This window comes from Mycobacterium sp. UNC410CL29Cvi84, assembly GCF_000686745.1.
GTDB lineage: Bacteria > Actinomycetota > Actinomycetes > Mycobacteriales > Mycobacteriaceae > Mycobacterium > Mycobacterium mucogenicum_B.
The window spans coordinates 88531-114969 of record NZ_JMLM01000012.1 but is presented as its reverse complement, the minus strand read 5'-3'; the positions used below and the strand labels follow the sequence as shown (position 1 = coordinate 114969).

Below are 26439 nucleotides of genomic sequence, written 5' to 3'. Positions count from 1 at the left end.
AGTACGGTCGCACGTACACAGGGAAGGAGGTGGTCCGACAAATTGATTGATTCTTTGAGGACATGTGAGGTGGCTGCCCGCTAGTAGCGCAGGGTAATTCCCGAGCGCACTCGCGAATTCCCGCAGCCACCCGGCCCCCGAGCCTCCCGGTCTTGTCCAACCAGGAACCTTGGCTCGGGGGCCGCCCCATGTCCGGGGTAGGTCAGCCGGCCGGCGGGGGCGCCGGCGCGAGCGAGTTGCACGCCTGCGTCGCGGACTTCCAGGTGTTCTCGTCGACCCCTGGAGGAGCCGGCGGGGTGCCGTGCTCGCCACCGGGCGGCGGACCCTGATGGCCCTCGTGCTTGCCCGGAGCGCCCGGCGGCGGGCCCTGCGGCGGCGCGGGAACGCCGTGCTCGGTCAGGCACTGCGCGAAGGCGTCACCACCGGGTGGCGTGCCCGGAGCTTCCGAGCCGGACGCCGGTGCCGCGCTGCTGGACGAGGCTGCCGACGACGCCGTGCTCGAACTGCTCGGTGCCGAGTCGCTGCTCGACGAACACCCGACCACACCGCCGACCAGTGCGGCCGCGGTCGCACTGAAGACGGCGAGACGAATAGCGGAAGGAACCACGTTTCCCCCAATCTGGTTGCGAATACTGACCAGGCAGACGCTAGAGAGCGCCGATGGGGGAGTGATATCGAGAATCTGGGCGTCGCCTGTGAAGTGGCTGCGCCGGGAGCTACGAGATCAGCGGGGCGAGCTGACGGACCGTCAGCCGACGAAACGCGACAGGCGCGCGGAGAGGTGCGGGGTCAGGCCGCCGTCGGCGTCCACGCGCTCCTCGACGTAGGCCAGGTCGCCGTTCTCGATGATCCCGTACAGCCGCTTCGCGCCGCCGACGAGCATGCCGGACTTGCTGCGGGCCAGGGCGTCGGTCGCCAGTTCCCAGGAGGCCTGGTTCAGCGGGGTGCCGTAGAACAGCTCGACGTAGCCGGCCGAATGCGCCAGCAGCAGCTCGATGGCCTGGGACTCGTCCTGCCCGTGGGGATCGTTCGGATCGTTCACGAACCGCCAGTAGCCGGTCTCGCGCAGGCCCGGGCCGGCGTATTCGCCGTTCTCGTCGAGCCGCCAGGAGCGGGCATCCCAGTTGAGGTAGTCGCCGCCGTTGTGCGACACGATGATCTGCTGACCGAACCGGTAGTCGCCGGCGGACTCGCGGCCCTCGCCCTCACCGCGCCAGACGCCGACGAGCGGCAGCAGGGCCAGCAGGGCGTCGTTGAAGTCCGCACCTTCGCGCAGGTTGGCGGTATCCGCGGGCAGCGGCAGGTCGTCGAACCCGGGCACGTTGCGCGCGGCCGTGGCCTTGGCGCGATCGGCTGCCGCGGCGATGGCGCGGTCGCCGGAGCCGCTCAGTGCGCCGAGCTCGCCCAAGCCGTCAGGGTCCTGGTCGGACGTCACGACTCGTCGGTGATCAGGCGGTACAGCGCGTAGAGCGCGAACCAGGTGATGGCCAGCGTGGCCACGACCAGCAGGATCTCGAAGAAAAGCACCACGAGGAGACAGATTACTCGGGGCTTCGGTGTGACGTGCGCCGCACCGGCTCCTCAAATGCGACGAGCGGCCGCATCTGTACGTCCGGACACGGAGTGTCGGGGTACAAACACGGCCGCTCGCGGCAGTGAGAACTAACTCAGGTCATGCGACCTTGACGTCGACCTCGTGGATGCCGGCACCGGTCGGCGCAACCACGGCGTCGCCGTTGCCGACCTTGGACAGTGCGCGCAGCGTCCAGGTGCCGGGCGCGGCGAAGAAGCGGAAGTCACCGGTGGCCGACGCGACGACCTCGGCGGTGAACTCGTCCGTGCTGTCCAGCAGGCGCACGAATGCCCCACCGACCGGCTGGCCCGAGCCGTCGACGACGCGGCCGGTGATGACCGTTTCCTTCTCCAGGTCAACGCTGGCCGGCAGCGTCAGGCCTTGCTTGGGTGCAGAGCACATATTCAGTTTCCCAACTCGATCGGGGCACCCACCAGGGAGCCGTATTCGGTCCAACTGCCGTCGTAGTTCTTTACATTCCGGTGGCCGAGCAGTTCCTGCAGCACGAACCAGGTGTGCGACGAACGCTCACCGATGCGGCAGTAGGCGATGGTCTCCTTCTCGCCGTCGAGGCCGGCGTCGGCGTAGATCTTCGCCAGCTCCTCGTCGGACTTGAAGGTGCCGTCGTCGTTTGCGGCCCGGCTCCACGGCACGTTGATGGCGCTCGGCACGTGGCCGGGGCGCTGGCTCTGCTCCTGCGGCAGGTGCGCGGGAGCCAGAATCTTGCCGGAGAACTCGTCGGGCGAACGCACGTCGACCAGGTTCTTGGTGTTGATCGCGGCGATCACCTCGTCGCGGAACGCGCGGATGCTGTTGTCGATGGGCTTGGCCTCGTACGAGGTCGCCGGGCGGACGGTGGCGTCCTTGACCAGCGGGCGGTCGTCGAGCTCCCAGCGCTTGCGGCCGCCGTCGAGCAGCTTGACGTCGTCGTGGCCGTACAGCTTGAAGTACCAGTAGGCGTAAGCCGCGAACCAGTTGTTGTTGCCGCCGTACAGGATGACGGTGTCGTCGTTGCTGATGCCCTTGTCGGACAACAGCTTCGAGAACTGCTGCTGGTCGACGAAGTCACGCTTGACCGAGTCCTGCAGATCATCGCGCCAGTCCAGCTTGACGGCGCCGGGGATGTGCCCCTCGTCGTCGTAGGCGCTGGTGTTCTCGTCGACCTCGACGAACACCACGCCGGCGGTGTCGAGGTTGTTCTCGGCCCATTCGGTCGAGACCAGGACGTCGGAACGTGCCATGTACGAATTCCTTTCGGTTGCTTATGAGCTCTAGCGGGTCAGGTGGTGGCGGGGGCGCCGGTGCCGCGGAATCGCGCCACGAGCGGGTAAATCTGGCAACCGAGGCAGATGCCGAAGGCGGCGTTGAGGAAGGCGGCGATCAACGCGAACGCGGTGGCACCGAGGCCCAGCGCGGTGATACCCGTCGCGAAGCCGACGAATCCCACGATGGCGAACAGCAGTCCGACGAGCTGGGCGAACTTCAGCGGCGCGACCGGTTCCTTCTCGCTCACCGGGGCCAGCCGCGGCGCGATGAAGGTGGCGAAGATCCGGCCGTAGGGATGCTTGCGCGGTCCGCCGAAGGCGCCGATCGCGAACACGACGGCCTGCAGACCGAGAATCACGGCCGCGGCGATCGGGCTGGCGGCCGAAACGAGCAGCGTGAGGATCAGCACGCCGGTGGTGACCCAGGCTGCGAAGCGGGGTCCGCGAACGTCGACCTGCGGGGTTTCGATGGAATTGTCTGACATGGGAAAGCTCCTGTTGGTTGTAAATGTGGACTGGCCACAGAAGGGCTGCTCGGAGCGCAACACGAAATGACGGCGCGGCTACTCAGCAGCTACAACAACAACAGCAACAACCCGCAACGCGGCACAGATCTACTGCGCGACGCTTGGTGAGCAGGAGCTCGCGGGGGGCCAACACGGCAGACAGCTTACCCAACAACGGGGTGGTCAGGCCAACAGCGGTAGCAGGGCCTCGCGCAGATCAGCGGATTTCGGGACGCCCGCGGTGCGGTACCGCTGCTGCCCCGCGGCGTCGAAGATGAACGTCGTCGGCAGCGAGAGCACCGACAGTCGTCGGGCCGCAACGGGATTGGCGTCGAGATCGAGTTCGACGTGCGCGACCCCGAGGTCGTCGCACACCTGGTCGACGACGCGGCGCACGGCCGCGCAGGGTCCGCACCACGTTGCGCTGAAATGCACGACCGTCGGGCCGGTGGTCGACAGGCCGAGGTCGGCGTTGTCGTTTTCGGCCGACGCCTCGGCCGGTATCACTTCCTTCATCAGGCCGGCGCGCAGCGTCAGCAGGCGGCCGATGATGTACGCGATCCCGAGCGCGGCGACCAGGACCGTCAGCACCACAACTGTGGAGTTCATGATTGTCTGAACCCATCCAGGGGCACGGTTACTCCCGTCGCGATGCCTTCGATGATGACGTCGGAGCCGCGGGCCCCCTCGCTGGTCGGGGTCAGCCCGAACGGCAGCTTCATTCCCGGCATCGTGGTGGAGAAGGCCCGCAGGACGGCGGCCTTCTTGTCGTCGGGCACCTTTTCTTCCGCGGTGCCCGGGCCGGTGAGCACGTCGGTCGCCGTGAACACCAGGTTGGTGCGGTCGGCGCCGGTGATGGACAGGTCCACCGAGACGCTGACGCGCTTGTCGAGGCCGGCGGCGGCCGGGGTCCCGGTGAACACGAGGCCGTGGTTCTCGGAAATACCGGATTCGGTAGTGCCGCCGGTCGCATCGTTGGAATCGTTGGTGGGGGCTTCCACCAACAGGTCCTTGATGCCCATGAAGCGGCCGACATGGGTCGAGTCGACGATGATGCGGCTTTCCAGCTTCGCCGCGGTCAATTTGGCGTCGGGTCCGATGAGCCAGGACTTGGGCGTCGCGACCATGTCGTACAGCGTGGCCTCGATGGACGCCTTCCCCACGACGGGGTGCGCGACGGCGGCCGCCTTGACCTCGACCTGCTGGTAGCGGCCCCGCGCGGCCTGGGTTGCGAAGGGGAAACCGAGGATCGACACCCACGGATCGAAGTGCAGGTGGGCCGCGGTCCGGACGCTGCGGGACATTCGATATTCGGCGAAGATCGCGAAGCCGAAATCGGTGCCGACGACCGCGAGGATCAGCACGACCGCTGGGATCAGCAGTCGGGTCAGCACCTTACGCATCCGGACATTCTGGCGTACGGCCAGCCACGCAGTGGTGCGACCGGCCGTTCCAAGCCGCTAAATCGCAGGTGGCAAGCTATCGTTAGATGATCTTGGCCGGTAACGGCCATGTGTCAGCCATGATTCTCCGGAGTTGAATCGGATTGAACTGCGACAGCGTCGTCGCGGGGGAGAGTCCGGTGTGGCCCCGGACGTACTGGAGGACCCGTTGGATCTTCTGCTACTGACCGTCGACCCGCACCCGGAGTCTGTGCTCCCGGCGCTGGCGCTACTGCCGCACAGTGTGCGGCCGGCACCCACCGAGGTGTCGTCGTTGCTGGAAGCCGGCAACGCCGATGTGGCGATCGTCGACGCGCGCACTGATCTCGCGGCCGCCCGCGGACTCTGTCGTCTGCTGGGCAGCACCGGAGCGTCCGTACCCGTGGTGGCCGTGGTCAACGAAGGCGGCCTGGTGGCCGTCAACGTCGAGTGGGGTATCGACGAAATCCTGCTGCCCGGCACCGGCCCGGCCGAGATCGACGCCCGGCTGCGGCTGCTCGTGGGACGCCGTAACGGCGTCGCCGACCAGCAGAGCGCCGGCAAGATCACGCTCGGCGAACTCGTCATCGATGAGGGCACTTACACCGCGCGGCTACGTGGCAAGCCTCTCGACCTGACCTACAAGGAATTCGAGCTGCTGAAGTACCTGGCTCAGCACGCCGGCCGGGTCTTCACCCGCGCCCAATTGCTCCAGGAGGTGTGGGGCTACGACTTCTTCGGCGGCACCCGCACCGTCGACGTGCACGTCCGGCGCCTGCGCGCCAAGCTCGGCCCCGACTACGAGTCGCTGATCGGCACCGTCCGCAACGTCGGTTACAAGGCCGTCCGGCCCGCACGCGGCCGCACCAACGGCGCCCCCGAATCGGTCGACGACATCGACGACGAGGACGACGGCGACTCCGGTGACGTCGAGAACGGCGCCCGCCAGACCCAGCCCGTGCAGTGACGGAACTGACCTGGCACACCGCACTGAGTGCTGCCGACCAGACGGCCATCCGTGAACTCGTCGCGGCGGCGACCGCCGCCGACGGCGTGGCCCCGGTCGGGGACCAGGTGCTGCGCGAACTCCCGCTAGACCGCACCCGGCATCTGCTGGCGCATGACTCCGGTGCGCTGGTCGGCTATCTGAATCTCGCGCCGGACATGGCCGAGGCCGTCGTCGCCGTCGACGCCCGGCGCCGGGGGATCGGCAGCGAGCTGATCCGCACCGGCCTGGCCGCCGGTGGCCCGGCCACCCGAATCTGGGCGCACGGCAACCTCGATGCCGCACGGGCCACCGCCGCGGCGCTCGGCCTGACCGCGGTGCGCGAACTCTGGCAGATGCGCCGCTCGTTGTCGGCCCTGCCTGCGCTGACCGAGGTACCGGGTGTTTGGCTGACCACCTATCCGGGACCCGACGTCGACGCCGAACTGCTGCGCGTCAACAACGCGGCGTTCCACTGGCACCCCGAGCAGGGTGGCTGGACGCAGGCCGAGATGGACGAACGCCGGGGTGAGTCGTGGTTCGATCCGGCCGGGTTGTTCCTGGCATATGACGCCGACGATCTGACCGGGGAACGGTTGCTCGGCTTCCACTGGACGAAGATTCACCCGGGCTCCGGCCTGGGCGAGGTGTACGTCGTCGGCGTCGGCCCGGACGCGCAGGGCCGCGGCCTCGGGGCGTTGCTGACGCTGGCCGGCCTGCACTACCTGGCCGACCGGCTGGGGACGGACGGGACCGTACTGCTGTATGTCGAGGCAGACAACACTGCGGCGGTGAAGACCTACCGACGTCTCGGGTTCGAGCTGTACAGCGCCGACGTCGCCTACGCGGGGGCCCCGACCGTTAGCTGAAACGGCGAGTTGGCTGAAAAGTCCCTGTCCGTGTTCACCCGGTGTTCATTCGGCATCAGTGATTCGTCCATTACGGCCGCATACGTTGCGCGGGAGTCGGAAGCCGACCCTTGAAAGCCGACCATCGGCCGACACCGAAAGTAGGACCCGTGAAGTTCACCAGCATCGGTAGAGCATTCGTCGTCACCGCAGCGGCCGCATCGCTTGCCGTCGGTATGACTGCGTGTGGCAATGACAACAAGTCCGGCACCGCGTCGTCGTCGTCCGGCTCGGCCGCCGAGTGCGGCGGAAAGAACGCGCTGACCGCCGAGGGCTCGACCGCGCAGCAGAACGCGATCGCCGAGTTCAACAAGGCTTGGGGCCAGGTTTGCTCGGGCAAGAACCTGTCCTACAACGGCACCGGCTCGGGCGCCGGCCGCCAGCAGTTCATCGCCAAGCAGGTCGACTTCGCCGGTTCCGACTCGGCGCTGGCCAAGGAGCAGATCGAGAAGGCCGCCGAGCGTTGCGGCGGCAACCCGGCGTGGAACCTGCCGCTGGTCTTCGGCCCCGTCGCCCTGGCCTACCACCTCGAAGGCGTGAGCAAGCTCGTCGTCAACGCCGACGTGCTGGCCAAGATCTTCCAGGGCGAGATCAAGAAGTGGAACGACCCGGCCATCGCCGCGCTGAACGCGGGCACCACCCTGCCGGACGCCGACATCAAGCCCGTCTACCGCTCGGACTCGTCGGGCACCACCGACAACTTCCAGAAGTACCTGTCCGCCGCGGCTCCGGAGAGCTGGAAGAAGGGCGCCGGCAGCGAGTTCCAGGGTGGCGCCGGTGAGGGCGCGCAGAAGTCGGCCGGCGTCGTGCAGGCCGTGCAGGCCACCCCGGGTGCCATCGGCTACGTCGAGAAGAGCCCGGCCGCCGCTGCCGGTCTGCCGTTCGCGCAGATCGACACCGGTTCGGGCGCAGTCGAACTGACCGACGACAACGCCAAGAAGGCCATCGCGTCCGCCAAGTTCGCCAAGGACGGCAACGACCTGGCCCTCGACCTGAAGTCGCTGTACTCGACCAAGGAAGCCGGCGCCTACCCGCTGGTGCTGGCCACCTACGAGATCGTCTGCTCGAAGGGCTACGACGCCGATACCGCCGCCGCGGTGAAGTCGTTCCTGAAGGTGGCCGCCAACCAGGGTCAGGCCAACCTGTCGAAGGCGGGCTACATCCCGCTGCCCGACGCTTTCAAGGCGCGTCTGCTGCAGTCGGTCGACGCAATCGCTTAAGCAGTGCTGGCGCTCCGGTTCCATCGCAGTAAGGATGGAACCGGAGCCCACGACCGTTAGGTTCCTGACAGGATGACAGTGACAACACCGAATCCAGCCGACGCGGGGTCGGGGGAGGCGCTTGCCGCACCCTTCCCCGAGCCGACGCCGGTGTCTCTCGACCCGCTGAAGGGCTCGAAAGTTCGCCTGGGCGACCGGATTTTCCGCCTGCTCGCCGAGGGTTCCGGCGTACTGATCGTCGCGCTGATCGCGGCCATCGGTGTGTTCCTGCTGTGGCGCGCCATCCCGGCGCTCGCCCGTAACAAAGAGAACTTCTTCACTTTCGGTGGCAACTGGGTCACCACCGACACCTCGGCGATGCACTTCGGCATCCTCGATCTGCTGCAGGTCACCGTCTTCGTATCGGTGTTCGCGCTGCTGATCGCGATGCCGGTGGCGCTGGGTATCGCGATCTTCCAGACGCAGTACGCGCCGCGCCGGCTGGCCGGACCGCTGGCGTATGTGGTGGACCTGCTCGCGGCGGTGCCGTCGATCGTCTACGGCGTGTGGGGCCTCTACGTGCTGGCTCCCGTGCTCAAGCCGTTTGCGTTGTGGCTCAACAAGAATCTCGACTGGCTGTTCCTGTTCAAGACCGGCAACGCCTCGGTGGCCGGTGGCGGCACCATCTTCACCGCGGGCATCGTGCTCGCGGTGATGATCCTGCCGATCATCACCGCTGTCACTCGTGAGGTCTTCATCCAGACGCCGCGCGGCCAGATCGAAGCCGCACTGGCGCTGGGCGCCACCCGCTGGGAGGTCGTGCGCACCACGGTGCTGCCGTTCGGCCTCTCGGGCTACATCAGCGGTGCGATGCTCGGCCTCGGCCGCGCGCTCGGCGAGACCATCGCGCTGCTGATCATCCTGCGCGGTACGCAGACCCAGTTCAGCTGGACCCTGTTCGACGGCGGCTACACGTTCGCCAGCAAGATCGCGGCCACCGCAAGCGAATTCAACGACCAGTACAAAGCAGGCGCCTACATTGCCGCCGGCCTGGTGCTGTTCATCCTGACGTTCGTGGTGAACTCCGCGGCACGCGCGGTCGTGGCCGGAAGGACGGCGAAATGAACGCGAAGATGGCGGCGATGCTGGAGCGGCCCGTCAAGCACCAGTCGTTCGAAGGGGTGGGCCTGCGCCGCAAGGTGACCGACAAGGTCGCGACGGTGCTCGTCAGCCTGTCACTGCTCGTGGCGCTGATCCCGTTGGTGTGGGTGCTGTATTCCGTTATCACCAAGGGCTACAAGGCCCTCACCGCGTCGGAATGGTTCACCAACTCGCAGTCCGGCATGACGGCGTTCGTCGAGGGCGGCGGCGCGTACCACGCCATCGTCGGCACCGTCCTGCAGGCGCTGGTGTGCGCCGTCATCTCGATCCCGATCGGCGTGATGGTGGCGGTGTACCTCGTGGAGTACGGCGGCGGCACCAAACTGGGCAAGGTCACCACTTTCATGGTCGACATCCTCACCGGTGTCCCGTCGATCGTCGCCGCGCTGTTCGTCTACGCGCTGTGGGTCGCCACCCTGGGCTTCCAGCGCACGGGTTTCGCGGTGTCGCTGTCGCTGGTACTGCTGATGATCCCGGTCATCGTGCGGTCCACCGAGGAGATGCTGCGCATCGTCCCGATGGACCTGCGCGAGGCCAGCTACGCGCTGGGCATTCCCAAGTGGAAAACCATTGTGCGGATTGTCATTCCGACAGCGCTGTCGGGCATCGTCACGGGCGTCATGCTGTCGCTGGCCCGCGTCATGGGTGAGACGGCCCCGCTGCTGGTCCTGGTGGGCTACGCACAGGCCATGAACTTCGACATGTTCGGCGGCTTCATGGGGTCGCTGCCGGGCATGATGTACGACCAGATCGGCGCCGGTGCCGGCGCCAACGAGGTCCCCACCGACCGGATGTGGGGAGCGGCGCTGACCCTGGTGCTGCTGATCGCGCTGCTGAATGTGGCGGCGCGGTTGGGCGCCAAGTTCTTTGCCCCGAAGAAAGTTTGAGCAGGAGTACCGTCAATGGCCAAGCGTCTGGATCTCAAAGATCTCAACATCTACTACGGCTCCTTCCACGCCGTGCAGAGCGTCAGCCTGTCGGTGGAGCCGCGCAGCGTAACGGCGTTCATCGGGCCGTCGGGCTGCGGCAAGTCGACGGTGCTGCGCACCCTCAACCGCATGCACGAGGTGATCCCGGGCGCCCGCGCCACCGGTTCGGTGCTGCTCGACGGTGACGACATCTACGCCCCCGGCGTGGACCCGGTCGGCGTGCGCAAGACCATCGGCATGGTGTTCCAGCGCCCGAACCCGTTCCCCACCATGTCGATTCGCGACAACGTGGTGGCCGGGCTGAAGCTGCAGGGCGTGCGCAACAAGAAGACGCTCGACGAGGTCGCCGAGCGGTCGCTCAAGGGCGCCAACCTGTGGAACGAGGTCAAGGACCGCCTCGACAAGCCCGGTGGTGGTCTCTCGGGCGGTCAGCAGCAGCGCCTGTGCATCGCCCGCGCCATCGCCGTGCAGCCCGACGTGCTCCTGATGGACGAGCCGTGCTCGGCGCTGGACCCGATCTCGACGCTCGCCATCGAGGACCTGATCGCAGAACTGAAGCAGGACTTCACGATTGTGATCGTCACGCACAACATGCAGCAGGCGGCGCGCGTCAGCGACCAGACCGCGTTCTTCAATCTCGAGGCCACCGGCAAGCCGGGTCAGCTGATCGAGATCGACGACACCGAGAAGATTTTCTCCAACCCGTCCAAGAAGGCCACCGAGGACTACATCTCCGGCCGCTTCGGTTAGGTCGCCTTCTCCCGCGAGTATGCGTGGGGGGCATTGTCGACGCGGGGGTTCGCGGTCACTTTCTCTCGCGAGCTGGGGGCACCTCCCGCTTGCGGGGGAACGTAAAACTGTCGTTTTTGCTTGAAAATTGACAGTTTTGCGTCTGTTCGCGCAGGAACTCATGCCGCGCGATCAAAGTGACGCCTGATTCTTGTGCACAGCTCGACCGGGTATTGCCTGATGTCGTCGACGACAGCCGGAACGCTGGTCCAGCTCATTTCCTGTAGCCGTGCTGTCTTGATGCGATCATGTTTAACCGCAACGGGATTCGAGTGCCATTCCATACTGTCGTACTCAGCTGCCACGCGGTATTCGGGCCAGGCGAAATCGAGTCGCCATAGTTGACCGTGGAGATCGCGTATCTCGTACTGCAATTCGGGAGTCGGAAGCTCCCATTCGATGAAGACCAGCCGCATCTCGGATTCCATTGGAGACTCGGCTCGCGCGTCAGCCAATGGCAGCAGCTCGCGGACATTGACCACGCCGCGACGACCACGTTGTTCCTCAAGGGCCTGCAGCAGTTCCGCCCTGCTGCAGGTGCCGCTGCGGAGAGCGGCATCTAATACCGCTAGCACCCGCGGACGTTTCAGTGTCCGGGCGACTTCTATCGCTGTCCATGCGGGCGCGGTGGCGAGTCGGCCGTCAAGTTTCTTGAGCGGCGCGCCAATTCGCTGGTGCACGATGAGGTCGAGCGAAGTCCGTATGCGCACGCCCGGGTCGAGGATGTGGGTCCGATCGTCCTGTTCGGTATCGAAGCCGTACATCGCGGCGGCAGTGTTCATACAGGCGACGATGGGGACGTCGGACAGCAGGTCCAGTGCTCTGAGCCGGCTTGTTGTGTCTGGAGGCCGCGCGGAATAGACGCCGTGGCACACCCGGAAGACTTCTCCCTCCCGGACTCTGCGTGCGAGTGCCCGATCGGTCATCGTCGCGAGCAACTGTCGTGCTGTCGCAACGCCGTTGTGGACGGCGAATACGTCTTCGAGCGTCATGCGTCGATGGTGGCGGCCGCATCCCGTCGCCGCCACCATCCGGCCTCCAGCCCTGTGGATAACTCAGCGAGCAGACGCAAAACTGTCATTTTTCGCTCGAAAACGACAGTTTTACGTTCCCCCGCAAGCGGGAGGTGCCCCCAGCTCGCGAGGGGAGGTGACCCAACTGCGTCCTACGGCGTGATGACGACGCGGGTGCCGGAGGGTTCCTTTGCCGCCCAGACGTTTTCGATGTCGGCGAGTGGGCGCGCAACGGTGGTCAGCTGCAGTTCGCCGGCGTCGAGCATCGCGAACATCCGAGTCAGGCCTTCGGTGCGGGCGCGCTGCAGGGCCTCCGGCGGGACGCTGCCGATACCCACGCCCTGAAGCGTGATGCCCGTGCTGCGCAACGTGGCGGCGTCGACGCTGATGCTCGCCCCGGTCATCGAACCGACCTGGATGAAGCGTGTGGCGTGGAAATGGGTCGACGAATGCGCGGCGGCCAGGGCGGCGAGGGTCTGCTGCGCGGGTTCGCCCCACAGGTAGTCGATGACGGCGTCGAACGGCCGCGCCGAGTGTTGGGCCACAACGCTTTCCGTCAGATCATCGGTGCCGAGTGCAATGACGTCGTCAGCTCCGACGGTGCGGAGCCACTCCAGTCGTTCGGGGTTGCGGCCGGCCACCACGACGCGGCCCGCCCCGAAGACGAACTTGGCCAACTGCACTGCCAGGGATCCCGTGACGCCGGTGGCGCCGAGGACCAGCACCTGGTCGCCGGGCTTGGTCTGGGCGGCGTAGTCCAGGCTCATCCACGCCGACATGCCGGGGTTGGGCACTGCCGCGGCGGTCACCGAGTCGACATGTTCAGGTACGGGGACAGCCGCACCGGGGTTGACCCGGGTGCGTTCGGCCATCAACCCGTACGGCGCAATCGAACCGGTGTACACCCGCGAACCGTCATCGAGGCGGGCGACGCCGTCGACCCCGGCGATGGCGGGGAGCTGAATCTCCTTGCTGCTGTAGTGCTTTCCCATGATGACCATGCGGCTGAGGTTGGTCAGTGCCGACGCCTCCACGGCGGCGACGACGGCGCCGTCACGCGGCTGGGGCTCGGGGAAATCCAGGTACCGGGGCTGCTGTCCCCACTCGTGCACGACCGCTGCCTTCATGTGTGCTCCTCGGCTCAGAATATGGTTTCTTAGGAAACTATATGCCGATGGCTCAGTGGATGGCAATATGGTTTCCATGAAAACCAAATCCGCTCTGATCGCCGAGATCAGCTCGCTGGTCGGCGCGGTGGGGGACAAGTTCGACACCGACGAGGTTGATGCCGAGCGCGATTACCTCGCCGCGCACTGCCCGCCCCGGCTGGAGCGCACCGTGCGTGAGCTGCCCACCCTTGGTCTGCATCTGCTGGCGGAGCTCGCCGACGGCCCGATCAGCGTGGTGGGCCTGGCCGCGCGCGCCGGGCAGCTCAAGGGCACCGTGTCCAAGCACGTCCAGAAGCTGGTCGACGCCGGGCTCGTGACCCGCTCGCCGGTGCCGGGCAACCGCAAAGAACTGCAGCTGAACCCCACCGCGGACGGGAAACGCCTCATCGAGGTACATCAGCGCATGCACGACGAGATGGACGCCGGCCGGCACGACTTCCTGTCGCGCTACACCGTCGCGGAACTGTCGATGCTGGAGAAGATGCTGCAGGACTTATTGGCGACGAGCCGGGACGGCGTGCGGTTGGTCCCCGCCGGGCTGGGGTCGCCCCCAGCTCCCGAGCGGGGGGCACCTTCCGCTCGCGAGCTGGGGGCACCTCCCGCTTGCGGGGGAACATAAAACTGTCGATTTGCGCGTGAAAACGACAGTTTTACGTCTTCTCGCGGGAAAAACTCAGCGGATGGTGGGCAGACCGTCGTCGTCGGAGTAGCGGCCGGTGACCTGGAAGATCACGCGACGCGCGACCTCGACGGCGTGGTCGGCGAAGCGCTCGTAGAAGCGGCTGAGCAGCGTCACGTCGACGGCCGCGGTCACGCCGTGCTTCCACTCGCGGTCCATCATCACGCTGAACAGATGACGGTGCAGGTCATCCATCGCGTCGTCTTCTTCTTGGATACGGGCGGCGCGCTCCGGGTCCTGGGTGAGGAGCACCTCTTGCGCGGTGTTGCCCAATTCGACTGCCAGACGGCCCATTTCGGCGAAGTAACCGTTGACCTCCTCGGGCAGCGCATGCTGCGGGTGGCGGCGGCGGGCGATCTTGGCGACGTGCAGCGCCAGCGCGCCCATGCGGTCGACATCGGCGACGATCTGGATGGAGCCGACGACGGACCGCAGGTCACCGGCGACCGGGGACTGCAGGGCCAGCAGGACGAAGGCCTGTTCTTCGGCCTGTGCGCTGAGGGCCGAGATGTGCTCGTGGTCGGAGATGACCTGCTCGGCCAGCACCAGATCGGCCTGCAGCAAAGCCTGGGTCGCGCGCTCCATGGCAACACCCGCCAGTCCGCACATCTCGCCAAGGCGGTTGGTCAGGCCCTCAAGCTGCTCGTGGTACGCGGTACGCATGGGCTCCAGACTACTTTCTGGCCATGAGACGTGCCGTGATCTGGCAATGAACGGCCGGTGAATGGGACAGGTCAGATGCTATTTGCAGGTCGTGTCGGCCGCATTGGTGATGCTGAGGTCTTCCGGCAGCTTGGTGGGCTCGCCGGACAGGCTGCCGTGCGTCACCCGCATCTGGGCCGCTGAACCACTGGCGGCGGGGGTTCCCACCGCGGTGAAATCGGTCCCGAGCACCACTCGCACCACGTCCCCGAGGCCGGACACCCGCTCGACGTGGGCGTTGGGCAGCGTGGACGCCACGGTCGCCGCGGCCTGTTCGTGCCCTGCCGAGAAGAACACCGTCGTCGACGTCACCTGGCCCTGGTAGTCGTCCGGCGAGTTGACGGTGAAGCCGTGCTGCTCGAATTCCTTGGATGCGGTCGCGGCCAGGCCGTCCTGACCGGTCGAATTCGACACCCGGACCGTCACCTGGCTCGGGTCGGTCGTCGTGGTGTTGACCTCTTCGCCGTCCGAAGTGGCCGCGGCGCTGCTGGGCGCGGCCGGCGTGGGCGGAACCGGGGTGTTGTCGGAGTTGCGTTCCTCGGGCAGCGGGTCATCGTTGATGATCGCGTCGAACAGTGCGCGCATGTCGTCGACGCGCGGCGGCTCGTTGCCTTCGGAGTCGGTGACGCCGGTGGGCACCGTGACGAAGGTGACGCGGCCGGCGCTGACGCCCTGGATGGACTGGCCGAGTTGCACCAGGTCCTTGGTGGTGACGTTGTCGACCGAGGAGTCGTTGATGAACAGGTTGACGACGTTGTTGAGCTTGCCGATGTTGAAGAACGTGTCCTTGGAGATCATCGACCGCAGCAGCGAGGACAGGAACATCTGCTGGCGCTTGATGCGGCCGTAGTCGCCGTTGACCTCAGTGGTGACCTGGCGGGCGCGGACGTACTGCAGCGCGGTGTGACCGTCGATGACCTGGCGGCCGGAGTGCTCCAGCACGGTGCCCAGTTCGTAGTCCTCGAGCGGCGTGCTGCTGCAGACCTCGACGCCGCCGACGGCATCGACGAGTTTTGAGAAACCAGCGAAATCGACTGCCATGAACCGGTTCACCGACAGGCCCGACAGCTTCTGGATCACCTTCACCAGGCACTTCGGCCCACCGAACGAATAGGCCGAATTCAGCTTGGTCTCGGTGTAAACCTGGTCGGGCCCATAGCTCTTGGTGTCTTCGTCGTAGATGGGCCCGTAGCCGCCGGTCTTCGGATCCCACGCCTCGCACTGTGTCGACTTGATGGCCAGGTCGCGCGGGAACGACACCGCCACAACACGTTTGCGGTTCGCCGGGATGTTGACCAGCATGATCGTGTCGGAGCGGGTGCCGCCGGCGTCTTCGGTGGTCCCGGCCCCCATGTCGGCGTTCTGGCCGTAGCGGCTGTCCACGCCGACGATCAGGAAGTTCTCGTCACCGAACTGCGCGTTGGGGTCGATGATGTCGCGGGAGTTGAGGTCCAGCGCCGAGACGCGGTTCATGTTGTTGTTCTTGATGTTCTGCCACTGCCAGGCGGCGCCGGTCATCGACAGCGCGATGACGGCCGCCAGCGCCATGAGGATGCGGCCGGCCACCGCGAACCGGTGGCGCGTGTGGTGATCGACCGGTGGGGGCGCGTCGACGTGCGCCGGCCGCTCGGGGTGGTCGATGTAGTTCCGGACGTCGGTGCGCACCACGGCCCGTGGCCGTTCGGTCAGCGCGACGGGTTCGGCCAGCGGCGCACCGAAAACCTCTGTGGCGGGCTCGGATTCGAGTCGAAGGCGGGCGGTGCGCGCCGGTTCCTCGGCCACCGGTGCGGGGGCGACGGGCTCGCGCTTCGGCGCGTTCCGTGGCGCCGGCGCGGGCCGCTGCGGTTCTGGGCGCTTGGGCGGCGCGGGCGCTTCGACCGCCGGCGCGGCCGTACCGCCCGAGAGCCGGGCGATGAGTTCGGCGACGGTGACGCCACCGCCGCCGTGGCTCCCGGTTCCCTCGTCGTCCGCGCTCTCGTCGTCCGGCTGGCTCTGGAGGCGACCGGCTCGCTCCCACGGCGCCCGGACGGGGCCCGCGGCCCGCGTCGTACGGGTTACCCAGGGGCTGTCGCCGGCAGCATCGCCGTCACCCTCACCGGGGGTGGTCCGGTCGCGGTCGCTCACGTTTACCCGCCGGAGTTGACCAAGTCGGCGCCGAACGGCACCGTGCAGTCGTCGGGATCGTCCAGCCAGCCTTCGGGCAGCACCACGGAACCCGGCGACCCCTGCCGGCCTCGTGGGCCCTCTGCGCAGTCCGGGAACGGCACATCGGAATCCAGTTGGGTGAGCAGCTCGTCGAGCTCGGCCAGGGTTTTCACCAGCGCCAGCGCACGACGCAGATCCGCGCCGGCGGGCAGCCCGTGCAGGTACCAGGCGACGTGCTTGCGGATGTCGCGCATGCCCTTGTCCTCGCCGAAATGGTCGGCGAGCAGCTGGCCGTGCCGGCGGATGATGTCCCCGATTTCGCCGAGCGTCGGCGGGGTGGGGCGGGGCTGGCCGTTGAAGGCCGCCGACAGTTCGGCGAACAGCCAGGGCCGGCCCAGGCAGCCGCGGCCGATGACGACGCCGTCGCAGCCGGTCTCGGCCATCATCCGCAGTGCGTCGTCGGCGTCGAAGATGTCGCCGTTGCCGAGCACCGGGATGCCGGTGACGTGGGCCTTCAATGCGGCGATCTGATCCCAGTCGGCGGTGCCGGAGTAGCGCTGCGCGGCGGTGCGGGCATGCAGGGCGACGGCGGCGGCACCTTCCTCGGCGGCGATCCGGCCGGCATCGAGGTGGGTGTGGTGGGCGTCGTCGATCCCGATCCGGAACTTCACGGTGACGGGAATGTCGGTGCCTTCGGTGGCGCGCACGGCGGCCGCCACGATCTGGCCGAACAGCTTGCGTTTGTAGGGCAGGGCCGAACCGCCGCCGCGGCGGGTGACCTTGGGCACCGGGCAGCCGAAGTTCATGTCGATGTGGTCGGCCATGTTCTCGTCGACGATCATCTTGGCCGCAGCGTACGTGGTGGCGGGGTCGACGGTATAGAGCTGCAGGGAGCGGGGGGATTCCTCGGGCGCGAACGTCGTCATGTGCAGCGTCGCGGCGTTGCGCTCGACGAGGGCCCGCGCGGTGACCATCTCGCACACGTACAGCCCGCTGACGGTGCCCACGCGGGCGAGCTCCTGCTCGCGGCACAGGGTGCGGAAGGCGACGTTCGTCACACCCGCCATGGGCGCGAGGACGACCGGAGAGCGCAACGAGATCGGCCCGATCCGAAGGGATCGGGCCGTCTCGCTGACAGCTTCGGTTACGACGCTGATGTCGACACCAGGAGGTTCTTCATCGCCTTCTTCTCGGCGACCTTGCGCTCGCGTTCCAGACGACGTTCCTTGGCCACCTCGAACTTCGCGCAGGTGTCCTCGAGCTCGTTGATGATCCGGCCCAGGTCGTCGCGCAGTCGCGCGCCTTCGCCGGTGAAGTCTTCGCGCTCGAAGATGCGCCACTTCTTGAGCACCGGCATGAGGACGTCGTCGAGGTGGATGCGCGGGTCGTAGACGCCACCGACGGCGATGATGACGGCCTTGCGGCGGAAGTCGGGCACGGTGTACCCGGGCATCTTGAAGTTCTCGACGATGCGGTGCAGCGAGGCCATCGCCTGGTTCGGGTTGATGTCCAGGCCGGCGGCCGAGACATCGCGGTAGAAGATCATGTGCAGGTTCTCGTCACCCGAGATGCGCTGCAGCAGCTGGTCGGCGACGGGGTCGTTGCAGGCCTTGCCGGTGTTGCGGTGCGAGACGCGGGTGGCCAGCTCCTGGAACGAGACGTACATGACCGAGTCGAACAGGCTCTCGGCGAACAGGTCGCCCTGCAGGTTCTGGCCGGGCGAGAAGCCGCGGGTGACCTGCTCGACGCGCAGTTCCTCGAGCTCGACCGGGTCGCAGTTGCGGGTGACGACGAGGTAGTCGCGCAGGGCGATGCCGTGGCGGTTCTCTTCGGCGGTCCACCGGTTCACCCAGTAGCCCCACGCGCCGTCCATGCCCATGTTCATCGCGATCTCGCGGTGGTAGGACGGCAGGTTGTCCTCGGTCAGCAGGTTCTGGACCATGGCGGTCTGGGCGACCTCGGAGAGCTTGGACTGCTCCGGGTCCCAGTCCTGGCCACCGAGGGCGTAGTAGTTCTTGCCCTCTTTCCAGGGGATGTAGTCGTGCGGGTTCCAGTCTTTCCGCATGTTCATGTGGCGGTCGACGAGCGTCTCGACGACCGGCTCCAGCTCATGCAGAAGCTGAAGGTCGGTGTAGTCGGCTGTCATGGCGCCTCCCGAATAGATATCTGTACCTGGTGGTAGCAGTCAGAGTATCTGTGTCCCGTAGTGACATCAAGTTGCTGTGACGCATGTCCGATCGGTGAATCTGAACTGTGACGTCACGGCTTCGTAGGCGTTACCGGTGCGACGGCACCCGACTCATCAGCATGTCGACGCAGTAGTCGACGAACTGCTCTCGGGTGACGGGCAGCTTCCCGCCCAGGTATCCGGTGAACAACGCGGTGAGGGCACCGATCAGGCTGGTGGCCTCGAGCGCCCGCCGCGCGGGGTCGCCGTCGGGGAACATCTTGTGCTGCAGGAGCTCGATGAAGCTCGGCATCCAGTCGGCGCCCGAGCGGGTGAGGACCGGTTCCTGCGCCGGGGCGATGAGCAGCACGCGGCCACGGGTGGGGTCGTCGACCATCATCGTGACGAACCGCTCGACGGCGTCGCGCGGGCTCTGTGATGTGGTCAGTGCCGCCATGGCCGTCGTGCACACCTCGTCGTACACGGCGCGGACGAAATCCTCACGGTCGGTGAAGCTTTCGTAGAAATAGCGTTCGGTCAGGCCGGCGGTGCGGCACACCGTCCGGACCGTCGCAGCCGGGCCGTCGGAATGGCCGAGCGCGGCAATGCCGGCTTCGATGAGCGCCTCGCGGCGCCGCGTCGGGCGGTCCGCCAGGGGGACGGCGGACCAGCGGCCCTGTCGTTGACCGGAAGGCACGTGACTCCTAAGCTGTGGCTGACAACGCGTGTAGTCAGGATACCCGCTGACATCCAGGAAAGAATGCCGGTGACTCAAAATACTTCCGACGCATGCCCCATGACCAGCGACTCTGTGCCCGTGGCGGCCGGCTGCCCGGTCACTTCCGGTGGCTATGACGCGGTGCCGCTGGGGCCCGACTCGCTGACGTGGAAGTACTTCGGCCAATGGACCGGGCTGTTCCAGGGCACCTGGGCGGGCTCGATGCAGAACATGCATCCGCAGCTCGGGGCGGCGGTCGAGGAGCACTCGATCTTCTTCATGGAGCGGATTCCGCGGCTTCTCCGGTCGATCTACCCGATCGGCGGCGTGGTGTTCGACGGTTACCGTGCACCGCAGACCGGCGCCGAGGTGCGGGACTATCACATCGGGATCAAGGGCGTCGACAAGCAGGGACGCCGCTACAGCGCGCTGAACCCCGACGTCTTCTATTGGGCCCACTCGACGTTCTTCAAATCCACCCTGCTGGCCGCCGAGAAATTCGGCGGCGGCATCTCCGAGGCCGACAAGCGTCAACTGTTCGACGAGCACGTCGCCTGGTACCGCATGTACGGCATGAGCATGCGGCCCGTGCCGAAGAGCTGGGAGGACTTCGAGGTCTACTGGGATCACATGTGCCGCAACGTGCTGGAGAACAACTATGCGGCGCGCGAGGTCATGGATTTGTCGACCATGCCCAAACATCCTTCGCTGCAATGGATTCCGGACTGGCTGTGGGCCCAGAACCTCAAGGTGATGCAGCGCTTCCTGACCTTCATGACGGTGGCGCTCTACGACCCGCCGGTGCGCGAACTGATGGGCTACACGTGGTCGCCCCGGCAACAGTGGGTGCACGACCGGCTGTGCCAGGTCATCACGCTGGTCTCGAAATACGGCCCGAAGCGCAGGCTGATGCATCCGCGCAAGCGATCGGCGATCGACCGGGCGACCGGCCGGCTGCCCATCGATTCGCCGCTGGTGGAGACGCCCGCACGCAACCTGCCGCCCGTCGAGTACCGGGGTCAGCCGCAGTTCTACTGCCCAAAGGTGGACTGACTCAGGCGTTTTGCGGTACTCGCAGTATTTCGAGGGGTCTGTGAGGCCGATTTAGTCGCTGGGTCACCGTCGGGCAATGGTTAGGCAACACGGCCGGTGTTGGCTCGACGCATGACGAGCATCTACGAACAGATCGGAGGAGTCGAGGCGCTCGAACAGGTGGTGGCGGACTTCTACGAGCGCGTGCTGGCCGACCCCGAACTCGCCGGCTTTTTCGCCGGCGCCGACATGCCACGACTCAAGGGCCGGCAGGTGGAGTTCTTCGCCGCGGCACTGGGTGGGCCGGAGCCCTACACGGGCGCATCCATGCGGGACATCCACCGCGGTCGGAGGATTTCCCGGCAGCACTTCAATCTGGTGGCCGCGTATCTGAGTGAAAGCCTGGCTGCGGCAGGCGTTCCGGCGCGGACCGTGCAGCGGATCATGGCAGCGATCGCGCCGCTGGCCGACGATATCGTCACGGCAATGAGCGCCTGAGCGCCCACAGCACCGACTCTGCCTGGGCCCGCGGGGTGGCATCAGGACTAGCGTTGAGGCCATGCCAGTTCAGGGCGTCCTCGCCGACCGCTACCAATTGCGGGGCACGCTGGGTCACGGCGGTATGGCAGAGGTCCGCGACGCGTGGGACACCCAGCTGCAGCGGCCGGTGGCCGTCAAACTGCTCTACGCGCAGTTCAGTGATCAGCCGGATTTCCGGCACCGGTTCCAGGTCGAGGCCCGCGCCGCGGCCGGGCTGAACCACCCGCACGTCGTCGCGGTGCATGACTACGGCGAGCAGGACGGCACACCGTTCATCGTCATGGAACGGCTGCCGGGGCGGACGTTGGCCGACGTGATCGCCGCGGGTCCGCTGCCCCAACACGTGGTCCGAGCCGTCCTCGACGGCGTGCTCTCGGCGCTGGCCGCGGCCCATGCGGCGGGCATCCTGCACCGTGACATCAAGCCCGGGAACATCCTGCTGGCGGACTCGGGGGCGGCGAAGATCTCGGACTTCGGCATCGCCAAGAGCGCCGACTCGAACCACACCGTGGCCGGCCAGGTGGTCGGCACGATGGGCTATCTCAGCGCCGAGCGACTGTCGGGACGGCCTGCGACGGTGGCCGACGACCTCTACGCCGTCGGTGTCGTCGGGTACGAGGCACTCACCGGCCGGCGGCCTTTTCCGCAGGACAACCTCGTCGACCTCGCGCGGGCCGTCATCGAGGGGCATCCGGTGCCGCTACGTGCGTTGCGTCCCGACGTCGACCCGGCGCTGGCGGTGGTCGTCGAACGGGCGATGGCCCGTGACCCGCGGGTGCGCTTCGGCGGTGCCGACGAGATGCGTGCGGCGCTGCACGGTGCTGTGCCGGCCGGTCGTCCCCCGACGCTGGTGCTGGGGCAGCCGCTGCCGGACCCGACGACGTCGCTGCTGCCGGTCGCCGCGCCACGCCGCCGCTCGCGACTTCTGCTGTGGGGTGCGGCCGCCATCGTGGTGCTGGTGACGGTGATCGCGGTGATCGTCGACGCCGCATCACGGCCGTCGACGCCGACGCCGGTCGGGACGACCACACCGGAGCCGACCCCGACGTCCACGTCGGCCCCGCCGCCGACCTCGACCCCGACGCCCATCGACGACCGTCCCACGCCCAACGGTCCGGGCAACGGGCACGGCAAAGGCCCGAAGAACAAGCACCGCGACTGACTCAGCTTGCCGGGCGCAGCACCCCCAGCGCCCAGCCGGTGCCGAGGCCGCGGCGCAGCGCCATGTGGATCCACAACAGCGCCAGTGGCTCGAGCAGCCGGGCGGCGGTGAGGTCGCCGGCGTCGAGGGTCTCGAATCCCAGCTCGCGAACCAGCTGTGCCGCAATAGCTTTCGCATCGGCGTCGTCGCCGCAGATGAACATGACGGGTGACGACGGCAACGCGGGCGAGTCCATCATCGGCGCGCCGATCTGGTTCATGGCCTTGCACACCCGCGTACCAGGAGCCCAGGCGGCGACCTGTTCGGCGCCGGATGTGGTGTGCCCCAACTCGAGGGCGGTGACGTCGGGCGTCAGCGGATTGGTGCAGTCGATCAACACCTTTCCCGTCAGGTCACCGCACGCGGACACCGCCGCCTGCGTCCCCTGCCAAGGCGTGCACAGCGCGACAACGTCGGCCCCGGTCGCGGCCGTCGCGTTGTCGGTCACCGCTGCGCCGAGGCCCGCATACCTGTCGTTGTCGGGATTCCGTACCCCGTAAGTGATTTCGTGGCCGAGACGCTGCCATGCCCTTCCCAAGGTGCTGCCCACATTGCCGGCGCCGATGATCGTGATCCGCATCGGTCAGCCCACCAGCGCCACGTCGTAGTGCTGCATCTCGTCGATCTGGTCGACGAAGGGGGCGATGTGCGAAAAGAAATCGCGGAAATGCGTGCTGCGGCGGAACTTTTCGAGATGATCGGCGACCGAGGTCCAGCGGATCCGCAGAATCCAGCGGTCCGCTTCCTCGACGCATCGGGTCAATTCGTAGCCCAGGCAGTGCGCGCTCTCGCGCAGTGGAACCGTGGCGGCTCGGTACGCTGCGACGAAGTCTTCGGCGCGTTCGGGCGGAATCCGGTAGCGGATGTATTCGACGACGGACGGCTCGCCGGGCGAGCTCAGAATCTTCATGGCATAACAATGCTTGAATTCAAGCAATGTTGCAACGGCTTTGTGGCCGAATATCGGGGTGACCTGGCGGTATCGTCGTCCGCGTGGGTGAAGCGAGCGGGTCCTATGGCATCCCGGAGCACGAGGCGACATGGGACAGCGTCGACCACCTGCTCGCCGACTGGGCCCGGGAGCGTCCGGACCTGGATTTCAGTCCGCTCGCTGTCGTGTACCGGATGGGGCAGGTGCGTCGGTTGCTCGAGCAGCGGATGGCTGAGGTGTTCGCCCGGCACGGCCTCACCGCCGCCGACTTCCTGGTGATCGTCACACTGCGTCGCGCCGGCGAGCCGTATCGAATGCCGCAGGCGCGGCTGATGAACGCGCTGGGGCTCACCTCCGGCACGGTGAGTCTGCGGCTCGACCGGTTGGTGAAAGCCGGCAGCGTGACACGCGAACCCGACCCGGATGACCGGCGCGGCAGCATCATTCGACTCAGCAAGTCTGGCTTACGGCTCTTCGACGCGGTGGCGCCCGAGCATCTGGCCAACGAAGACCGGCTGCTGTCGGCACTGACGGCCGGCCAACGCACCGAACTGGCCGGGCTGCTCCGTCATCTCCTGGTCTCGCTGGAATCGCGACGAGCGACGCCGGACGCGTATCTGGGGATGTCGCTCGAATCGGCCCATGTCGCGCGGAGCCTGCGTACCGCAGTCGGGCTGAGTGACACCGCGGGGCTGCTGGTGTCGACGGTCGAACCGGGCAGTCCCGCCGCCGTCGCCGAGCTTCAGCGCGGCGATCTCATCACCGAGATCGGGGGAATGCCGGTGCGCAACCACGGCACCCTGGCGACGGCGCTGGCCAAGCTGGGCGAGGGGCAGGCTGTGGAGCTCGTGGTGCTGCGCGGCGACGAGCCGCGGCGGATCACCCTGCGCCGGCCGACGGGATAAGTACAGATTTTTCTGAATACAGATAGATCTGTACTGTCGTGGTGTGACCACGGCTCAGCACACCGACGCGTTGTCTCGGTTCGGGCATGCCCTGTCGGATTCCACGCGAGCGCGAATCCTGTTGAGCCTGAGCCGGACTCCCGGCTATCCGTCGGAGCTCGCCGACCAGCTCGGCGTCTCCCGGCAGATCCTCTCCAACCATCTGACGTGCCTGCGGGGCTGCGGCCTGGTGGTGGCCGTGCCGGAGGGGCGTCGGATGCGATACGAACTGGCGGACGGCCGCATCGGCCGGGCGCTGGACGACCTCATGGGGCTGGTCCTCGCGGTGGATCCCGACTGCGTGTGCGTCGGCGCCGACGGCGAGCCGTGCGGGTGCAGCTGATGACGCTCACCGAGGTCCGCCGCGGGCAGCTGGCGCGACGCATCAGGTGGCTGGTCGCGGCGACCATCTCCTACAACGTCATCGAAGCCGTCGTCGCGCTCTCGGAAGGGGCACGGGTGTCGTCGGCGGCGTTGGTCGGCTTCGGCCTCGACTCGGTGATCGAGGTGTCCTCGGCCGCCGCCGTCGCCTGGCAATTCGCGGGCGCCGACGCGGAAGCTCGCGAGAAGACCGCACTGCGAATCATCGCGTTCTCGTTCTTCGCGCTGGCCGCGTACGTCACCGTGGATGCGGTCCGTGCCCTGCTGGGCTTCGGCGAAGCCCAGCACTCGACCATCGGCATCGTGCTCGCGGTGGCGAGTCTGATCGTCATGCCGGTGCTCTCGTACGCACAACGGCGGGCCGGCCGGGAGCTCGGATCACGGTCGGCCGTGGCCGATTCCAAGCAGACGCTGCTGTGTACCTATCTGTCGGCCGTGCTGTTGATCGGCCTTCTGGTGAACAGCATCCTCGGCTGGTCCTGGGCCGACCCGATCGCGGCGTTGGTGATCGCTGCGATCGCGGTGAAGGAAGGTGTCAACGCGTGGCAGGGCGATGTCTGCTGTGCACCGGCCGTCCGCGAGTCCGCCGCGACATCCGATGGGTGCGGCTGCTGCAACTGACCATCTGGCGAATGCGAAGAAAATAGCCATCGATTTGGAATTCGGGTGGAAAATCGCTTCTGTACACCGTTCGAACGACAAATCTTGCCCAGTTAGAAGTTTGCCAAGCATGTCTCTGGGCAACGGAGTACGGTGCCGGATAGCCGGTGATGCATCCGGCTGAACACCGACGAACGGCTGGTTCTGATGGCTGGGAAACATCGCGAACGCAAAGCGGCACGGCGCTGGTCACGTGGTGCGAGTGCGGTGACCCTGACGGCCGCCGGTCTCGCAACGGTGTGCACCACCGGCAGCACCCGCGTCCCGGTGATCGGTGCGCCGGTGGCGCTGGCGGCATTGATCACGCCGGCGAACTCGACGGCGCAGATCTTCGCGGGCTCGCAGTACTACAACCGGGACTGGAGCCAGTACGGCCAGCCGCAGGTGATTCCGTTCCTCGCGGGGCCGCAGGGGATCGCCAATGCCGTCTCGGCCAACGCCGACGACCCGCGGGGCATCGTTGTGCTGTCGTCGGGCTGGGGCGCCGGGCAGACGGGGACGGCGCTGGGCATCCTGCAGGACCGGAACGACCCCGCGCTGGACAACGTGAAACTCGTAGTGCTCGACAACAACTCCAACCGCGCGGGTGGCGGGTTCTGGACCACGTACTGGTTCGGCGCGCCCTTCCTGTTGACGTCAGCCGCACCGACACCGAACGACACCACGGTTCCGGTGGTCGACGTGGCCTACGAATACAACGTCAACTCCGATGCGCCGACCTACCCGATCAACGTGCTGGCCGACGCCAACACCATGGCCGCGTACCTGGCGGACTACGGGGCGGAGGCCAAGGCGCCTGTGCCCGACGTCGCGCTCCAGCCCGTCGCTCCCGGCGCGCAGCACTACCACTACATCGTGGCGCCCGACGGCACCATCGTTGATACCGTGCCGGTTTCGGGCAACATCACCTATGTGACGTTCACGTCGCGCGGCCTGCCGCTGCTGCGGCCGCTGCGAATCATCCCGGGCGGCAACATCATTGCCGATCCCATCGAGCCGACTCTGAAGGTGTTGGTCGATGCGGGCTACAAGGACAATTCGCCGATACCGCAGGATCCGGGGCAGACCCGGCCGGTGGGCCTGGTGCCGTCGCCGACGGAGACTGCGACCGCCCTCGGACGGCTGCCCGGCGCTGTTCAAGAGGGGGCGCAGAACCTCGCGGCCGATACCCCAGCACCGCTGGCTGCGGCTCAATCCAGTCCAAAGCCGTTGGCCGCCAATATCGATACACCGCCGGCGAAGAACCTCGTCGACATGACGGCGGGCAACAAGGTGGTGCCGGGTGCCGGGCCGTCCAAATTGCCCACCCCGGGAGGCTTCGCCAAACAGGCCACCGAGGCAGTCACATCAACGGTCAGCGGCCTGGTCGGCGGGCTTACGGGCGGCCTCGTGAAACCCAAGGCGCCCAGCAGCCCGTAGCC

31 protein-coding genes are annotated in these 26439 nt (G+C 67.0%); 14 read left to right on the top strand and 17 right to left on the bottom strand.

Going from position 1 to position 26439, the window contains the following annotated elements; translation table 11 throughout:
* Positions 1–202: 202 nt before the first annotated feature.
* The 8 genes from BR47_RS32700 to lmeA form a co-directional block, all read right to left on the bottom strand.
* Entirely contained in the window at positions 203–607 is a 405-nt protein-coding gene (locus BR47_RS32700; protein ID WP_081831337.1) for a hypothetical protein, read from the bottom strand.
* A 141-nt stretch (positions 608–748) separates the two neighbouring features.
* A complete protein-coding gene (locus BR47_RS0118160) occupies positions 749–1435 on the bottom strand; it encodes a heme-binding beta-barrel domain-containing protein (protein WP_020098802.1) in 687 nt (228 codons plus the stop codon).
* Between the two features lie 237 nt (positions 1436–1672).
* A complete protein-coding gene (locus BR47_RS0118150) occupies positions 1673–1975 on the bottom strand; it encodes a DUF1416 domain-containing protein (protein ID WP_020098804.1) in 303 nt (100 codons plus the stop codon).
* A gap of 2 nt (positions 1976–1977) precedes the next feature.
* Positions 1978–2814, bottom strand: a complete 837-nt coding sequence (locus tag BR47_RS0118145; RefSeq protein ID WP_020098805.1) for a sulfurtransferase — start codon at positions 2812–2814, stop codon at positions 1978–1980.
* A gap of 38 nt (positions 2815–2852) precedes the next feature.
* Positions 2853–3323 carry a DUF4395 domain-containing protein gene (locus tag BR47_RS0118140; protein ID WP_029120385.1) on the bottom strand — a complete coding sequence of 157 codons (471 nt, stop codon included), beginning with the start codon at positions 3321–3323 and terminating at the stop codon, positions 2853–2855.
* An 82-nt stretch (positions 3324–3405) separates the two neighbouring features.
* A complete protein-coding gene (locus tag BR47_RS34140) occupies positions 3406–3498 on the bottom strand; it encodes an Ms5788A family Cys-rich leader peptide (RefSeq protein WP_350224456.1) in 93 nt (30 codons plus the stop codon).
* 29 nt (positions 3499–3527) lie between these two features.
* Complete coding sequence (locus BR47_RS0118135) at positions 3528–3953, bottom strand: thioredoxin family protein (protein ID WP_036427562.1); 426 nt, start codon at positions 3951–3953, stop codon at positions 3528–3530.
* Positions 3950–4747 carry a mannan chain length control protein LmeA gene (gene lmeA, locus BR47_RS0118130; RefSeq protein ID WP_020098808.1) on the bottom strand — a complete coding sequence of 266 codons (798 nt, stop codon included), beginning with the start codon at positions 4745–4747 and terminating at the stop codon, positions 3950–3952. The genes BR47_RS0118135 and lmeA overlap by 4 nt, the downstream gene beginning before the upstream one ends.
* 208 nt (positions 4748–4955) lie before the next feature.
* On the opposite strand from lmeA, the gene BR47_RS0118125 reads away from it, so the two are divergent.
* The 6 genes from BR47_RS0118125 (at position 4956) to pstB (ending at position 10697) form a co-directional block, all read left to right on the top strand.
* Positions 4956–5732 (top strand): winged helix-turn-helix transcriptional regulator, encoded by a 777-nt coding sequence (locus tag BR47_RS0118125; protein WP_029120384.1) that lies wholly within the window; start codon positions 4956–4958, stop codon positions 5730–5732.
* Positions 5729–6619, top strand: a complete 891-nt coding sequence (gene mshD, locus BR47_RS0118120) for a mycothiol synthase (protein WP_029120383.1) — start codon at positions 5729–5731, stop codon at positions 6617–6619. The genes BR47_RS0118125 and mshD overlap by 4 nt, the downstream gene beginning before the upstream one ends.
* Before the next feature lie 149 nt (positions 6620–6768).
* On the top strand, positions 6769–7878 hold the full coding sequence (gene pstS / locus BR47_RS0118115) for a phosphate ABC transporter substrate-binding protein PstS (protein ID WP_029120382.1): 1110 nt from the start codon (positions 6769–6771) through the stop codon (positions 7876–7878).
* Positions 7879–7950: 72 nt separating this feature from the next.
* Positions 7951–8982 carry a phosphate ABC transporter permease subunit PstC gene (gene pstC / locus BR47_RS0118110; protein ID WP_036427561.1) on the top strand — a complete coding sequence of 344 codons (1032 nt, stop codon included), beginning with the start codon at positions 7951–7953 and terminating at the stop codon, positions 8980–8982.
* A gap of 8 nt (positions 8983–8990) precedes the next feature.
* Complete coding sequence (gene pstA / locus BR47_RS0118105) at positions 8991–9905, top strand: phosphate ABC transporter permease PstA (RefSeq protein WP_029104629.1); 915 nt, start codon at positions 8991–8993, stop codon at positions 9903–9905.
* Positions 9906–9920: 15 nt separating this feature from the next.
* Positions 9921–10697: a phosphate ABC transporter ATP-binding protein PstB gene (gene pstB / locus BR47_RS0118100; RefSeq protein ID WP_020098814.1), complete on the top strand. Its 777-nt coding sequence runs from the start codon at positions 9921–9923 to the stop codon at positions 10695–10697.
* Positions 10698–10855: 158 nt separating this feature from the next.
* Here the strand turns inward: pstB and BR47_RS0118095 are convergent, their stop codons facing one another.
* Positions 10856–11728, bottom strand: coding sequence for a type IV toxin-antitoxin system AbiEi family antitoxin domain-containing protein (locus BR47_RS0118095; RefSeq protein ID WP_029120380.1), 873 nt, complete (start codon positions 11726–11728; stop codon positions 10856–10858).
* 173 nt (positions 11729–11901) lie between these two features.
* Positions 11902–12876 (bottom strand): quinone oxidoreductase family protein, encoded by a 975-nt coding sequence (locus tag BR47_RS0118090; RefSeq protein ID WP_029120379.1) that lies wholly within the window; start codon positions 12874–12876, stop codon positions 11902–11904.
* A 76-nt stretch (positions 12877–12952) separates the two neighbouring features.
* Between BR47_RS0118090 and BR47_RS30850 the strand changes: the two genes are divergently transcribed.
* A complete protein-coding gene (locus tag BR47_RS30850) occupies positions 12953–13537 on the top strand; it encodes a MarR family winged helix-turn-helix transcriptional regulator (RefSeq protein ID WP_231506735.1) in 585 nt (194 codons plus the stop codon).
* Between the two features lie 54 nt (positions 13538–13591).
* Here BR47_RS30850 and phoU read toward each other — a convergent pair whose 3' ends face one another.
* The 5 genes from phoU to BR47_RS0118060 all read right to left on the bottom strand — a co-directional run bounded on the left by phoU (position 13592) and on the right by BR47_RS0118060 (position 19308).
* Positions 13592–14260 (bottom strand): phosphate signaling complex protein PhoU, encoded by a 669-nt coding sequence (gene phoU / locus BR47_RS0118080; protein ID WP_020098817.1) that lies wholly within the window; start codon positions 14258–14260, stop codon positions 13592–13594.
* Between the two features lie 78 nt (positions 14261–14338).
* Positions 14339–16423, bottom strand: coding sequence for an LCP family protein (locus tag BR47_RS0118075; protein ID WP_029120378.1), 2085 nt, complete (start codon positions 16421–16423; stop codon positions 14339–14341).
* A 2-nt stretch (positions 16424–16425) separates the two neighbouring features.
* Positions 16426–17601, bottom strand: a complete 1176-nt coding sequence (gene dusB / locus BR47_RS0118070; protein ID WP_177127402.1) for a tRNA dihydrouridine synthase DusB — start codon at positions 17599–17601, stop codon at positions 16426–16428.
* Positions 17589–18590 carry an acyl-ACP desaturase gene (locus BR47_RS0118065; RefSeq protein ID WP_020098820.1) on the bottom strand — a complete coding sequence of 334 codons (1002 nt, stop codon included), beginning with the start codon at positions 18588–18590 and terminating at the stop codon, positions 17589–17591. The genes dusB and BR47_RS0118065 overlap by 13 nt, the downstream gene beginning before the upstream one ends.
* Before the next feature lie 130 nt (positions 18591–18720).
* Positions 18721–19308: a TetR/AcrR family transcriptional regulator gene (locus BR47_RS0118060; RefSeq protein ID WP_020098821.1), complete on the bottom strand. Its 588-nt coding sequence runs from the start codon at positions 19306–19308 to the stop codon at positions 18721–18723.
* Positions 19309–19407: 99 nt separating this feature from the next.
* Between BR47_RS0118060 and BR47_RS0118055 the strand changes: the two genes are divergently transcribed.
* The 3 genes from BR47_RS0118055 to BR47_RS0118045 all read left to right on the top strand — a co-directional run bounded on the left by BR47_RS0118055 (position 19408) and on the right by BR47_RS0118045 (position 22063).
* On the top strand, positions 19408–20382 hold the full coding sequence (locus BR47_RS0118055) for an oxygenase MpaB family protein (RefSeq protein ID WP_171024426.1): 975 nt from the start codon (positions 19408–19410) through the stop codon (positions 20380–20382).
* 111 nt (positions 20383–20493) lie between these two features.
* Positions 20494–20859: a group I truncated hemoglobin gene (locus tag BR47_RS0118050; protein ID WP_020098823.1), complete on the top strand. Its 366-nt coding sequence runs from the start codon at positions 20494–20496 to the stop codon at positions 20857–20859.
* A gap of 61 nt (positions 20860–20920) precedes the next feature.
* Positions 20921–22063 carry a serine/threonine-protein kinase gene (locus BR47_RS0118045; protein ID WP_029120375.1) on the top strand — a complete coding sequence of 381 codons (1143 nt, stop codon included), beginning with the start codon at positions 20921–20923 and terminating at the stop codon, positions 22061–22063.
* A 1-nt stretch (position 22064) separates the two neighbouring features.
* Here BR47_RS0118045 and BR47_RS0118040 read toward each other — a convergent pair whose 3' ends face one another.
* Positions 22065–22682, bottom strand: a complete 618-nt coding sequence (locus BR47_RS0118040; RefSeq protein WP_029120374.1) for an NADPH-dependent F420 reductase — start codon at positions 22680–22682, stop codon at positions 22065–22067.
* A gap of 3 nt (positions 22683–22685) precedes the next feature.
* Positions 22686–23012, bottom strand: coding sequence for a putative quinol monooxygenase (locus BR47_RS0118035; RefSeq protein WP_029120373.1), 327 nt, complete (start codon positions 23010–23012; stop codon positions 22686–22688).
* Positions 23013–23095: 83 nt separating this feature from the next.
* Between BR47_RS0118035 and BR47_RS32170 the strand changes: the two genes are divergently transcribed.
* The 4 genes from BR47_RS32170 (at position 23096) to BR47_RS30840 (ending at position 26437) form a co-directional block, all read left to right on the top strand.
* Positions 23096–23938 (top strand): PDZ domain-containing protein, encoded by an 843-nt coding sequence (locus BR47_RS32170; protein WP_051634876.1) that lies wholly within the window; start codon positions 23096–23098, stop codon positions 23936–23938.
* 43 nt (positions 23939–23981) lie between these two features.
* Positions 23982–24320, top strand: a complete 339-nt coding sequence (locus tag BR47_RS0118025) for an ArsR/SmtB family transcription factor (RefSeq protein WP_029120372.1) — start codon at positions 23982–23984, stop codon at positions 24318–24320.
* Entirely contained in the window at positions 24320–24979 is a 660-nt protein-coding gene (locus tag BR47_RS0118020) for a cation efflux transmembrane domain-containing protein (RefSeq protein WP_036427580.1), read from the top strand. The genes BR47_RS0118025 and BR47_RS0118020 overlap by 1 nt, the downstream gene beginning before the upstream one ends.
* Before the next feature lie 186 nt (positions 24980–25165).
* Positions 25166–26437 (top strand): PE-PPE domain-containing protein, encoded by a 1272-nt coding sequence (locus BR47_RS30840; RefSeq protein ID WP_051634875.1) that lies wholly within the window; start codon positions 25166–25168, stop codon positions 26435–26437.
* Positions 26438–26439: the final 2 nt, after the last annotated feature.